This window comes from Actinophytocola sp. NPDC049390 (genome assembly GCF_044466355.1).
Classification (GTDB): Bacteria; Actinomycetota; Actinomycetes; order Mycobacteriales; family Pseudonocardiaceae; genus Actinophytocola.
The window spans coordinates 320,102-332,869 of record NZ_JBITMQ010000009.1 but is presented as its reverse complement, the minus strand read 5'-3'; the positions used below and the strand labels follow the sequence as shown (position 1 = coordinate 332,869).

Annotated in this window: 11 protein-coding genes; 3 read left to right on the top strand and 8 right to left on the bottom strand. The window is 71.9% G+C overall.

Translation table 11 applies throughout. The annotated features are described in order from the left end of the window. Positions 1 to 58: 58 nt before the first annotated feature. The 4 genes from ACIBVP_RS25930 to ACIBVP_RS25915 all read right to left on the bottom strand — a co-directional run bounded on the left by ACIBVP_RS25930 (position 59) and on the right by ACIBVP_RS25915 (position 6,161). Positions 59 to 1,618 carry a protein kinase family protein gene (locus tag ACIBVP_RS25930; RefSeq protein ID WP_396108907.1) on the bottom strand — a complete coding sequence of 520 codons (1,560 nt, stop codon included), beginning with the start codon at positions 1,616 to 1,618 and terminating at the stop codon, positions 59 to 61. Positions 1,619 to 1,723: 105 nt separating this feature from the next. After that, the gene (gene murJ, locus ACIBVP_RS25925; protein ID WP_396108906.1) at positions 1,724 to 3,379 is read right to left on the bottom strand and encodes a murein biosynthesis integral membrane protein MurJ; all 1,656 of its coding nucleotides are present in this window, start codon (positions 3,377 to 3,379) and stop codon (positions 1,724 to 1,726) included. Between the two features lie 37 nt (positions 3,380 to 3,416). After that, complete coding sequence (locus ACIBVP_RS25920; RefSeq protein ID WP_396108905.1) at positions 3,417 to 5,615, bottom strand: DUF6049 family protein; 2,199 nt, start codon at positions 5,613 to 5,615, stop codon at positions 3,417 to 3,419. A 6-nt stretch (positions 5,616 to 5,621) separates the two neighbouring features. After that, on the bottom strand, positions 5,622 to 6,161 hold the full coding sequence (locus ACIBVP_RS25915; RefSeq protein WP_396108904.1) for an NUDIX hydrolase: 540 nt from the start codon (positions 6,159 to 6,161) through the stop codon (positions 5,622 to 5,624). 83 nt (positions 6,162 to 6,244) lie between these two features. Here ACIBVP_RS25915 and ACIBVP_RS25910 point away from each other — a divergent pair, with 83 nt between their 5' ends. Both ACIBVP_RS25910 and ACIBVP_RS25905 read left to right on the top strand, forming a co-directional pair. Then, entirely contained in the window at positions 6,245 to 7,687 is a 1,443-nt protein-coding gene (locus ACIBVP_RS25910; RefSeq protein ID WP_396108976.1) for a CCA tRNA nucleotidyltransferase, read from the top strand. Positions 7,688 to 7,803: 116 nt separating this feature from the next. Continuing rightward, entirely contained in the window at positions 7,804 to 8,646 is an 843-nt protein-coding gene (locus tag ACIBVP_RS25905) for an LLM class flavin-dependent oxidoreductase (RefSeq protein WP_396108903.1), read from the top strand. Positions 8,647 to 8,793: 147 nt separating this feature from the next. Here ACIBVP_RS25905 and ACIBVP_RS25900 read toward each other — a convergent pair whose 3' ends face one another. After that, entirely contained in the window at positions 8,794 to 10,095 is a 1,302-nt protein-coding gene (locus tag ACIBVP_RS25900; RefSeq protein ID WP_396108902.1) for an MFS transporter, read from the bottom strand. Positions 10,096 to 10,378: 283 nt separating this feature from the next. Here ACIBVP_RS25900 and ACIBVP_RS25895 point away from each other — a divergent pair, with 283 nt between their 5' ends. Beyond that, positions 10,379 to 10,960, top strand: coding sequence for a YqgE/AlgH family protein (locus tag ACIBVP_RS25895; protein WP_396108901.1), 582 nt, complete (start codon positions 10,379 to 10,381; stop codon positions 10,958 to 10,960). On the opposite strand, the gene ACIBVP_RS25890 is transcribed toward ACIBVP_RS25895, so the two are convergent. From ACIBVP_RS25890 to ACIBVP_RS25880, 3 genes are read right to left on the bottom strand one after another with little or no spacing between them, the layout of a single operon-like run. Continuing rightward, complete coding sequence (locus ACIBVP_RS25890; RefSeq protein WP_396108900.1) at positions 10,922 to 11,359, bottom strand: SdpI family protein; 438 nt, start codon at positions 11,357 to 11,359, stop codon at positions 10,922 to 10,924. The two genes, ACIBVP_RS25895 and ACIBVP_RS25890, sit on opposite strands and share 39 nt — an antisense overlap. Then, a complete protein-coding gene (locus ACIBVP_RS25885) occupies positions 11,350 to 11,946 on the bottom strand; it encodes a VC0807 family protein (protein WP_396108899.1) in 597 nt (198 codons plus the stop codon). Before ACIBVP_RS25885 ends, ACIBVP_RS25890 begins: the two co-directional genes overlap by 10 nt. Beyond that, a complete protein-coding gene (locus tag ACIBVP_RS25880; RefSeq protein ID WP_396108898.1) occupies positions 11,943 to 12,761 on the bottom strand; it encodes an alpha/beta fold hydrolase in 819 nt (272 codons plus the stop codon). The genes ACIBVP_RS25885 and ACIBVP_RS25880 overlap by 4 nt, the downstream gene beginning before the upstream one ends. Between the last annotated feature and the right edge of the window lie 7 nt (positions 12,762 to 12,768).

Genomic DNA, 12,768 nt, shown 5'->3' with positions numbered 1-12,768 from the left:
GATATCGGTCGCGCGTTCACCCATTCGCGGTGTGGCCCTGCCCACGGTGGCGTAGGGGTCACCGCGCGCGGATGAACTGCACCTCGCCCAGCGCGGACCTGTTGCCGTCGCCGAGCTGGGTGATCCAGACCAGGACGTACTGGGTCGGTTCGGCGTTCGCGAGCTTGATCTCGGTCCTGCCGCCCTGCAGCGTGGCCTTGCCGATGACCTTGGTCTCGTCGAGCGACGGGGTGCCGGACGGCGACGTGCGGATCTCCACCACGGTGTTCGGGCTCGGCGACTCGATGATCACCGACGCGAACTTCACCGACTCCGCGAACGACGCCATCAGCCCGACCCCGGGCTTGAGCGCCGGGAACTGCTGCTTGTAGGTGTCGGTGCGCCACTCCGTGCCGGGGTCGCCGTCCGTGGCGAAACCGGCGCGGCGCGGGTTGTCCGGGGTGCCGCCGACGTTGAACACCTCGATCGAGGCGGGCTGCAGCGGTTTGGCCGGCTTCGGCGCGGGTGCCGGGCTGTTCCCGCTCGTCGGCGCGGGCTGCTCGACGACCACGGTGTCGCCGCCGCTGCCCGGGTCGTCGCCGAAGAAGTCGATGAGCAGCGTGCCCAGCCACGCGAGGATGGCGACGACCGCGATCGCGAGCGCGGTGACGCCGATGGCGAGCTTGCGTCTGCGGGAACGGTCGCGGATCGGCGGTCTGGTGGTCCAGACCGCGCCGCCCTCGCCCTCGTCGGCCGGGACGGCGACGGGCCCGAGGAACTCGGTGCGCTCCGCCGACCGCGCGGCCTCGTCGAGCACGGCGAGCAGCGTCGCGCTGGTGTGGATGCCGCCCATCTGCGTGTCCTCGAGGCTGCGGATCGCGAGCGCGGACAGGCCCGGCGGGATGAACGGAGCGAGGACGTGCGGCGGCACGATCAGGCCGTCCGGCGAGACGGGTGCGGTCGGGATGGCCTCGGGCCCGCCCGGCAGCGGCCAGCGGCCGGTGAGCAGCACGTACAGGACCGCGCCCAGGCCCTTGACGTCGTCGCGTGGCACGGCCTCGGGCAGCGGGCCGGGGAACGCCAGCCGCAGCATCCCGTCGGTGCCGACGCGGATGCGCTGCGGGTGGTCGACGCCGAGCACGAGACCGGCGTGGTGGGCGCGTTCGACGGCCGAGGCGAGCGGCTCCAGCAGCCGGGCCGCGTTGCCCGCGGGCAGCGGGTGCTCGGCGATGAGGTCGATCAGGTCGGTGCCGGAGGACCAGTCGGCGACGATGATGCCGAGCAGGCCCTCGCCCGGGGAGATGCCGTTGCCGAGGCTCAGCACGTCCAGCACGCGGGCGGTGGCCGGGTGGGTGAACGCGGCGGCGTGCGCGGCCCGCTCCAGCGTGCGGCGCGCGGCCTGGGCGCGTGGGCCGTCCTGAGCGTCGCCGACAAGCACCGTCAGCGCGACGTCACGGCGCAGCTGCCCGTCGCGGGCGCGCCACAGCTGTGCCTCGGCGCGCATGTCGTGGCCGAACTGGGCGAGCAGGCGGTAGCGGCCGTCCCCGATCACGGCTCCGGGCAGCAGGAAACCCTCCCCGCCTGGCTCTCCGCCGGGGGGCAACTCGCCGGTCAGGGACTCGGTTCGTCTCGTGGTCACTGCTCTCTCCCCGCCCAGCGCCCAGCGCGCGACGGACACCCTCCGCTGTTGTGAGTATCAGAACGAGGGTACGTGACGTGGGTTCGTTGTTCCTGTCGTTGACTACTAACCGCGACGCACCAGTCGGGTGATTCGTTGCGTGGCGGGCTGCAATTCGGGTACCCGGAACGCCGCGAGCAGGCCGAACGCGACCACCAGCGTCACGAGTCCCTGGATCACCAGGTGGACCCACGCGGTCAGCGTGGGGCCCGCGTCGCCGAGCACCAGGTCGGCCAGCAGCGTGGCGCCCCACGCGGCGAGCACCCCGGCGACCCCGGCGACGATCGTCTGCACGATCACCTTGACCACGCGCATACTCTGCAGCCGTCCGAGCCGCACCCACAGCCACATCTGGCCGAGCACCGCGCCGACCACGTAGGTGAGCGAGTTCACCAGCAGCACGCCGACGACCACGTCCTCCGGCCGGAGCCGGTCGGCGCAGAAGTACAGCAGCGGGATCTTCACGACCGTCATCACGATCATGATCAGCGTGGGTGTGCGGGAGTCCTTCATCGCGTAGAACACCCGCAGCTGCAGCATGACCAGCGCGTACGGCAGGATCCCGAACGCCGAGAACGCGAGTGCGTCGCCGAGCCGGGCGGCGTCGTCGAGGTCGGCCTCACCGACGGCGAACAACGCGACGCCGACCGCGGAGCCCGCGATCGTGAGCATGGCGCTGATCGGCACCAGCATCACCGTCGACATCCTGCTGCCCAGCGACAGGTCGCCGACCAGCTTCGCCGTGTCGCCGTCGGCGGCCGCGCGGGACATCCTCGGCATGATCGCGGTCAGCAGCGAGACGCCGATGACCCCGTACGGCAGCTGGAACAGCAGCCACGCGTTGGCGTAGATCGCGGCACCGCCCGACGCCGCCGACGTCAGCACGCGGGTGGTGATCACGACACCGATCTGGCTGATGGCGGCGTATCCGACGACCCACAGCGCGAGGCCGCCGAACTCCTTGAGCCGGGCGTCGAAGCCCCAGTTCCAGCGGAACCTGAAGCCGGTCCGCCGCAGGGCGGGCACCAGGACGAGCGCCTGCACGACGATGCCGAGCGTCACGCCGAGACCGAGGACCAGCAGCTTCACGTCGCCCATGCGCACCGGGTCGAGTGAGATCTCCCCCGGCACGAGCGCGTACGCGCCGATGGTCGCCATGATCACCAGGTTGTTGATCACGGGCGCCCACGCGGTCGGGCCGAACACGTGCTTGGCCTGCAGGATCGCGGACAGCAGCGCGAACAGGCCGTAGAAGACGATCTCCGGCAGCAGCAGGTAGGCGAACGCGGTGGTCAGCTCCGAGTTCGCCGACCCGCCCGAGTCGTCCATGTAGAGGTTCGTCAGCAGCGGCGCCAGCGCGACCGCGATGATCGTGCCGCCGAACAGCATGGTCATGCCGACGGTCAGCAGCCGGTTCGTGTAGCCCTGGCCGCCGTCCGGGTCGTCTTGCGAGCGGACCAGCAGCGGCACCACGACGCTCGCCAGCACACCGCCGAGCAGCAGCTCGTAGACGATGTTCGGCAGCGTGTTGGCCACGGTGAACGAGTCGTTGACCACGCCGAGGCCCGCGACCCAGGCGAGCTGGATCTTCCACACGAACCCGGTGATCCGGCTGACCAGGGTGGCGATCGCCATCGACCCGCTCGCCTTGGCGAGCGAGGGCGGTTTCTGCTGCGACCGGCCGTCCACGGTCTGTGATTGTGACCCGAGGCGCCGGGTCATATCGCCGCTACGCTGAGCGGGGCTTGCGGAGCGAACATCATCGCTGAACGATTTCCTCACTCGCCTCGGGTGCACCGGCGCGTGCCGCCTTCACCCGGCGGAAGATACGCACCCCGACGAGCAGCACGAGCACCGCACCCGCCGTGCCGGTCACGGCCACGCTGATGATGCCGTACGACGTCGAGTTCAGCTCCAGCCGCACCGGTTCGCCCAGCGTCGTGCCACCCGGGGTGGTCAGCCGCACGTCGACCGTGAACCGGCCCGATCTCGACACCTCGGCGGGGATGTAGCGGCCGACGGACGACAGCGGCGGGATCGGCACGTCCTGGATCGTCTCGGGCCGCAGCCCCGGCACGGGGCTGAGCGTGACCCGCACGACGATCGCGACGGGCAGGCCGTTGTAGATCGTGATCGGGATCGGGCTGTCTCCCGAGGCGAGCGAGTACGGGCGGCCGGGGTCGTTGATGACCACCAGGTCACGCAGCCCGTCGAGCCGCGCGTCCACGTAGGAGACCATGGCGGCGGCACCGTCGACGTGCCCGCGCCACGCTGTCGAGACACCGCGCAGGAGGCCGTACTCCAGCGGCGCGAGCAGCTGGTTCGGTTCGACCCGGGTCGTGTTGTCCGACGGCATCGCGTCGAGCAGGTCCCGCCGCGTCGCGTTGATCCGCATGACGTTCGCGGTGATCTGGGTCGGGATCTCCAGCCTGCTGTCCTGCGGGGAGTAGGTGACGCTCTCCGCGGTGCCGCCGTCCGGCGCCTGGACCGCCTGGTCCAGGGGCAGCGGGGTGGTGAACCCGCCTTCGAACAGCGCTCCGGCGAGCGACAGGAACTGCTCCAGCTCGGCGTTCGACGCGAGCCACCGCCGCGGCGGCGTGACCAGCACCTGACCGCCGACCCGCTGGTCGAACGCGGCGCGGTAGGTCAGGGCGGCGAGCCCGTTCTGCACGGAGACGCCCGCGTCGCGCGGGTTGTTCGCGAGCGCGTTCGACACCAGCGAGTCGACCGGCAGCGCCCGGACCGGGTTCGCGGTCTGCGGGGCGTTGAGCACGTACGGCGCGCGGCCCTCGACGTTCCGCAGGTGCGCCGGGTCGGCCAGGATCGTCGGCGAGCCGCCGGTCGACAGGCCGACCAGCGTGTTCTGGTCGAACGTGCCACTGGCCGGCCAGTACACGTTCGGGAGCGGCTCCACCGGCGACAGCAGCCTGCTGGTGATCGCGGCACCGTTGGGCACCGCCAGTTGGGCGAGGTCGGTGGACCCCGCGCGGGACAGCGCGGACAGGTCGGCGTCCGCGTACGGCAGCGACACCACGCAGTGCCCGCGCGTCAGGTCCTGCACGCGGGTGAGCCAGTCGGCGGCCGCCTGCGCGCCCCTGCCCTCGACGAGCTTGCCGCCCGAGGTCCGCACCCGGTAGCCCTCGGTCATCTTCGAGACGGTGTCGAGCAGGTCCGGGTCGACCACGAAGCAGATGGACCGCAGCAGGTCGGTGTTCGTCGTGGTCGCCGTGAGCACGGAGTTGACCAGGTTGAACAGGCGGCCGCCCGCCGCGAGCGAGTCGGCGAGCTCGTCGTCGGCGAGCAGGGTGCTGTTGTCGGCGGCGGGCAGCGACCTGGGCTGTTCGTCGAGCAGCGGCCACAGGATCGTCACGGCGGGCGGGGTCGCCTTCGGCTGGGCCGCCGGGCCGCCACCCGGGACGGACAGGACCGGCAGGGCGATCGACACGGCCGCGAGCCGGGCCTGTTCGCCGTAGTCCGGCCTGCCGTTGACGTTGACCAGCAGGGGGTAGACGCCCGGCCCGTCGATGCCCAGCGTCTTGCCGTCGCCGCGGACCGGGATGGTCACCGAGAGGTTCGCGCTGTCGCCCGGCTGGAGCGACCGGCTGACGTCGGCGAAGTCGCCGGTCGCCGTGTCGGTCGGCTGGTTGCGCACGTCGCGCATGGCGCGGTCGGACCCGATCGCCTCGCCGCGCTGCAGGCGGACGCTGATGTCCTCGATGCGCCGGTCACCGGTGTTGGTGACCCGGCCGCTGACCGTCAGCTGCTGGGTGGTGGCGGTGACCACCCGCGGTGACATCTTGTCGACCGTCAGCTGCAGGCGGGGCTGTTCGCCGCCGGCGGGCTGCACCGGCTGCCCGACCGGCTGGGCCCGGGCGGGTTCCGCCGCCGTGGCCGGTGCGGACAGTGCGAGCAGTGCGGACGCGAGCAGTGCCGCACCCGCCCGCCAGCCGCGCGTCATGGTTGGTCAGCCCCCATCAGCCTCGACCGGTACGTCCTGTGTGCTCTCGTCCGTGCGGATCGCGAGCAGTTCGAGCGCCTTGCGGACCAGGCGGCGCTCATCCGCGTACGCAAGCCTGTCCTCCAGCTCGTCCAGCGCGACCCAGTCCACCTCGGTCACCTCGACGTCCTCGTCGGACAGTTCGCCGCCGCGCTCCTCCATGAGGAAGTGGTGCACGGTCTTGTGGATCCTGCGGCGTTCCGCGACGAACCAGTAGTCGATGGTGCCGAGCGGTCGAATTATCTCGCCCTGGATGCCGGTCTCTTCCCCGACCTCCCGCACGGCGGTCTGCTCCGGGGTCTCACCCTCCTCGATGTGGCCTTTCGGCAGCGACCACAGCAGGCGACCGCGGCGGTCGAGCCTGCCGATGAGCACGATCTTGTCGCGGGCCACGTTGAAGACGACCCCGCCCGCCGAGGTCTCGTCGACCGCGGCCATGCGGCGCCCGCGTCGCCTGCCGCGGCGTCCCGACCGGGCGCCACGCGACCTGCCGGACGACGGGGGCATGTTCGCGATCGTAATGCCGGTGCAGCGTCCGGGTTGCCCGATCAGGACAGTTACGCTCGTTCCTCGTGTCATCGTCCACGTCGCTGTCCCACACCATCGACGCAAGTACTCGCGACCCGGAGGAACAGGTGCGCTTTCCCGTGGCCGACGAGCTGGCCGCCCGCTTCGCGGAAGCCGGGCACCAGCTGTACCTCGTCGGCGGCACCGTGCGCGACGCGATGATGGACCGCCTCGGCAACGACCTCGACTTCGCCACGGACGCGCGGCCCGAGCGGGTGCGTGAGCTGCTGGTTGGGTGGGCGGACGCGATCTGGGACACCGGCATCGCGTTCGGCACCATGGGCGCGGCCAAGCGCGGCGCCACCGTGGAGATCACGACGTTCCGGTCCGACTCGTACGACCGGATGAGCCGCAACCCCGAGGTGAGCTTCGGCGACTCGATCGAGGGTGACCTGCTCCGCCGTGACTTCACGGTCAACGCGATGGCCATCGACATGGTGACGAAGAAGTTCGTCGACCCGCACGACGGCCGGGGCGCGCTCAAGCGGCGCGTGCTCGACACGCCCGCCACCCCGCAGGAGTCGTTCGCCGACGACCCGCTGCGGATGATGCGTGCGGTCCGGTTCGTGAGCCAGCTCGGTTTCGACGTCGCGCCGCGCGTGCTGGCCGCGATCCGCGAGATGGCCGGTGAGCTGCGGCGGATCACCGCCGAGCGGATCCAGGTGGAGCTGGCGAAGCTGCTCACGGGCCGGTACCCGAGGCGCGGTGTCGAGCTGATGGTGGACACCGGGCTCGCCGAGTACGTGCTGCCCGAGGTGCCCGCCATGCGGCTGGAGATCGACGAGCACCACCAGCACAAGGACGTCTACCAGCACTCGCTCGTGGTGCTGGACCAGGCGATCGACCTGGAGGAGCCGGGCACGGAGCCGGACCTGGTGCTGCGGCTCGCGGCGCTGCTGCACGACATCGGCAAGCCGCCGACGCGGCGGTTCGTCGAGGGCGGCGGCGTGAGCTTCCACCACCACGAGGTCGTGGGCGCCAAGATGGTCCGCAAGCGTTTGCGCGCCCTGCGGTTCTCGAAGGAGATCACCGAGGACGTCGCCCAGCTCGTGTACCTCCACCTGCGGTTCCACGGCTACGGCCGGGGCGAGTGGACCGACTCGGCGGTGCGCAGGTACGTGACGGACGCCGGTCCCCTGCTGTCCCGGCTGCACAAGCTGGTCCGCGCGGACTGCACGACCCGCAACCGCCGCAAGGCGGCCGCGTTGCAGCGCACGTACGACGACCTCGAGGCACGGATCGCACGCATCGCCGCCGAGGAGGACTTGGCGAAGGTCCGCCCGGACCTGGACGGCAACGAGATCATGCGGCTCCTCGGCCTGCCGCCGGGCCCGCTGGTGGGCAAGGCGTGGCGCTACCTGAAGGAGCTGCGCCTCGACCGCGGCCCACTGGACCACGACGAGGCGATCGCGGAGCTGCGCAAGTGGGCGGCGGCGGAAAACATCACGCCCCCGGCCGAGAGCTGATCTAGAGTCGGGCTCACTCCGAACCGGGTTCTCCAGAAGTACGCCGCAGTGCGGGAGCCCACCACCAGGAGGGGCGGCACGTTCCTTTGCCGTCCCCTCATACAGGAGTTCTCCCGATGAACATCGGTCTTGGCCTGCCCGTCTCCGACCCGGTCGTGCTGCTCGACTGGGCCCGGCGAGCGGACGCGGGCCCGTTCAGCACGCTCGGCCTGCTCGACCGGCTCGTGTACGACAACCCGGAGCCACTCGTCGCGCTCGGCGTGCTCGCCGGAGCCACCGCACGCATCCGGCTCCAGACCGAGGTGCTGCTCGCCCCGCTGCGCGAACCCGCGCTGCTCGCGAAGCAGGCGGCCACGCTCGACCGGCTGTCCGGCGGCCGGTTCGTCCTCGGCCTCGGCGTGGGCGGCCGTGCTGACGACCACCTCGCCTCGGGTACCGACCTGCGCACCCGCGGCCGCCGTCTCGACGAGCAGATGGCGGTGCTGCGTCGCGTCTGGTCCGGTGAGCCGTACAGCGACGAGGTCGGCCCGATCGGCCCCGCGCCCACCCGGCCCGGCGGCCCGGAGGTCCTGTTCGGCGGGTTCCAGCCCGCCGCGCTGGCCCGCGTCGCCCGCTGGGGCGACGGGTTCCTCGCCGCCGCGCCGCCGTCCTGGCTGGGTGGTCTGCTCGACACGGTCCGCAAGTCGTGGGCGTCGCACGGCCGCGAAGGCGCACCCCGGATCGTCGCCCAGGCCAACGTCGCACTGGGCGCGGAGGTCGACGAGGCCCGCGCCGCGATCGCGAAGTACTACGCGTTCACCGACCGCGCCCAGTACATGGTCGACGGCCTGCTCACCACGCCACAGCAGATCCGCGCCGTCATTCGCCAGCTCGCGGACCTGGGCGCGGACGAGGTGGTGCTGTACTGCCACGGCCGGGACCCCGAGCAGGTCACGCTGCTCGCCGACCTCGTCGGCTGAATGTCCCATTCGCTCGGACTCGTGGCACAAAGTTATCCACAGCTACGGCTGACCTGCGGTTTTGTCGGCACCCGCCAGTAGAATGGGACCGGGGCCGGCCCCCGGGATCGGGTGGGGGCTGCTTACGCAACCACCTGGGGCCGCGGTTCAGCGATGTGCTCGTCGGCTGACCAGTTCGAAGCCCGTGATCCCGGCCAGGTACAGGACGGTGGCCGCCACGATGAGGGCCACCGACTCGCCGTTGGCCGGGATCACGGTGGCCGCGATGGCCACCGCAAGCGCTTGCGTGATGTTGAACAGCATGTCGTAGAGGGCGAACACCCGGCCGCGGGCCTCGTCGCCGATGTCGCGCTGGACGGCCGCGTCCACGCACAGCTTCACGACCTGTCCGGTGTAGGCGATCAGGAACGCGGCGGCCAGCGTGGTCGGCAGCAGCATCGGCAGGCCGAGCGCGAACTGGGAGACCGCCGCCACGCCGAGCGCGATGAACACCGTCCGCTTGCGCCCCAGCGCGGTGACCAGGCGCGCGGTGGTGAGGCCGGCGACGAAGATGCCGACACCGCCCGCGCCGAGCACCACGCCCAGCCCGGGCAGCCCGGCCTCGATGGGTCCCCAGTCCTCGAAGCTGTAGCGCATCAGGATGACGGTCAGCAGCAACGAGATGCCGAACGCGGCCCGGTGCGCGAGCAGCGCGCAGAACCCGGCGGCGACGGTCGGCGTGCGGGCCGCGACCCGGCCGCCGTCGAACAGTCCGTTGGCGACCGCCGCGAGCGCGGTCGCCGGTTCGACGACCTGGTCGGGGCCGAGCGCGCCGCGGGCGAACCGGGACGCGAGCCACGCCGCCAGCACCGAACCGACGACCGCGACGGCCGCGGTCAGGCCGGAGCCCACGTTGTCCTCTCCGAACACCACGCGCAGCCCGACCGCGCACCCGCCGCCGAGCACCGAGATCACCGCGCCGAGCGTGACCGCCAGCGCGTTGGCCTCGACGAGGTTGCGCACCGGCACCACGTGCGGCAGCGACGCGGACAGTCCCGCCCCGACGAACCGGCTGATGCCGATCACGATCAACGCGAGCAGGAGGATCGGGAAACCGGCCACCCCCGTGCCGACACAGACCGCGGACACGAGGATCAGCGCGCCGCGTGTCAGGTTCGCCACAACGAGGACGCGGCGGCGGTCCCACCGGTCGAGCAGCGCGCCGGCGAACGGCCCGATGACCGAGTACGGCAGCAGCAGCACGACGAACCCGGCCGCGATCTCCGCCGGGGACACCGCCCGCTCCGGGTTGAACACGACCGCGCCCGCGAGTCCCGTCTGGAACAGGCCGTCACCCCACTGCGACGAGAACCGGCTGAACAGCAGCCTGCGGAACCCGTCGATGGCGAGGAGCCGACGGGCACCGACCCGGATGTGATGCGGATCGGACACGTCAGCGGAGGTGGTCACGGTGGTTGAGCCTATGGGAGAGCCGGTCGCGGCGAGAAAACCGAACGGCGGGTGAGCCACTCGCGTGACACACCCGCCGTACGGGCGGCTGGGCACCCGGTCGCCTCTCGGCGGTTGGCGCGACGTGGCTCCTGCCGAACGGTATTCCACGAAGGCGATTCTGGTTGAGCCCGGGGGACACAATGATGTCCAGCCACCTCCTTCAACGAGGAGGCCCCTCCCATTGTTCCCCGGGTACCGTAGGCATGCTGGATTCCCGCTGAATGAATGGGATCATGTCCTGGTGCGATCCGACGCTCCCGACGCGGCCGTTGAGCCGGGCACGCTGCTCGTCGCGGCACCCAGTCTGACCGACTCGAACTTCCGCCGGACCGTCGTGTTCGTCATAGACCACCGGGGCGAAGGCACCCTCGGCGTCGTGCTGAACCGGCCGAGCGAGGTCCCGGTCGACGACGTCCTGCCCAACTGGGGCCCGCACGTGACGAACCCGGGCTCGGTGTTCGTCGGCGGCCCGGTCGAACAGAAGACCGCGCTCTGCCTGGCCTCCCTGCGCACCGGCGAGGAGGCGAACGGGGTGAAGGGCCTGATCGGCGTGCGTGGCCCGGTCGCGCTCGTGGACCTCGACGCCGACCCCGAACAGCTGGTGCCGAAGTTCAAGGGCCTGCGGGTGTTCGCGGGCTACGCGGGCTGGGACGTCGGCCAGGTCGCGGGCGAGATCGAGCGCGGCGACTGGATCGTGGTCCCGGCGCTGCCGAGCGACGTGCTGGCGCCGACCGACCAGGACCTGTGGGGCCGGGTGCTGCGGCGGCAGGGGATGCCGCTGGCGTTACTCGCCACCCACCCCGGCGACGTTCGCACCAACTGACTTGGTGATCGCGCAGCCACCGCACTGACAACCCTTGCAGCCGGCGGGCAGCTCCGGCTCCGGCTCGGGCACGGCCTCCGCGGCCCGGTGCCCGAGCACGCCACCCGCTCCGGTGATGACGACCATCCCGACCAGTGCGAGCACGGCGGTCACGAGCGTCGCGGCGGTCCCGGTGATGGCGAGCGCGAGCCCGCCGCCGAGGATCCCGACCGCGCCGGCGACGGCGATGGGCAGCCCGGCGACCTTGTTGCCGACCCGGAAGGTCTCGTCGTCGCGCAGGGTCGCGGGGGTGCGCACCCCGCCGAACCGGTTGCGCGGCAACCGCTCGAGGAACCCGAGCACACCGACGGACCCGACGACCAACCCGACGACCAGCGGAACCAGCGCGACTACGAACACGAGTCGATGGTAGGTCGGGACGGGTGACGGGACTGCACCCGGCCCGCGTACCTGGCCGTCCACAGCGACAGCAGACCGATCACGACGAGCAGCAGAACCACGCTCAACCCGGCCATGACGTCCGGGGACAGCAGGTAGACGAGCGGCACCCGGGCAGTGGCCTCCAGCAGCAGTGCGATTCCCCACACCACGGACATCAGCACGAACGCGCGCCGGAACGTGGGCACGTCCGCGCACAGCCGGTCGATCTCGGCCCGCTTCCCCGGCTTCGCCCCGGCACGCACGGCCACCAGGATCAACGGGTCGCGGCGCGCGGTCGCGGCGGCCGCGGTGCCGAAGGACTCCTTGACCAGGATGAACCGGGCGTCGCCGGACACGAGGGACAGCGCGAGCCCGACCGCGAGCACGGCCGTCAGCAGTGCCGCGACCGCGTCGAGCTTTCGGTGCCGCACGGCGACCCACCCGATCCGCGGTGCGGCGAGCAGCGCTCCGCCCAGCAGCGCGAGCTGGTCGCTCTGCCCGGCGAGCCGCAGCCCGTAGTAGGCGGCGAGCGGCAGCCCGGCGTCCCACAGCAGGAGCGCGATCACCGGACGAACTCCAGGATCCGGGCGTTGACCGCGTCCGGTGCCTCGCCCGCGATGGCGTGGGTCGCGTCCGGCCACAGCTCCGCCCGGACGTCCGGCAGCAGTGCCCGCGCGCGGGCGACGGCCCGGCGCGCGTCGTGCATGACGCTGCGTCCCGCGATCAGCGCGAGCACCGGGACCCGCACCGACCGGAGTTGCTCGTCGGTGAACAGCGTCGGGACGGGCAGCGTGATCGTGAAGGTCCGCATGCCCTCGTCGATGATCGCCGACACCGGGTCGTCGGCGGGTGCGTCCGCGCCGCCCGCGGTCCACCGCAGGAACGACGGGCGGGCCCAGCGGCGGATGCCGGGGACGAGCGTGAGCGTCGTGCGCACCAGCAACGGGACCGGGAACCCGGCGAAGGTCCGCACCGGGTCGATCAACGTCACGGACGCGAGCCGGTCCGGCGCCCGCACGGCCAGGTTCGCGGCGAGCCACCCGCCGAACGAGTAGCCGACGAGGTGGACCCCACGCAGGTCGCGTGACCCGAGAACGGCGTCGAGCCACGCGGCCTGGTCGGCACCGTCGCGGATCGGCGCGGTCTGCTCGCTGCGGCCCGGCTCGCCGATCAGGTCGACGGTCCACACCGGGCGTTCGGCGGCGAGCCCGGCGAGGTTGGGCGCCCACATGATCGACGTCCCCGCCCGGCCGGGGAGCAGCACGAGCGGCGCGGGCCCGGTCTTCCCGAAGCGGTAGACCCGCGCGGTGCCGAAGTCCGTGGTCACGTCGTGTTGCTCGGCGGGCGCGGGCAGGGTGGCGAACGCCCGGTCGTAGGCCACGTCGTAC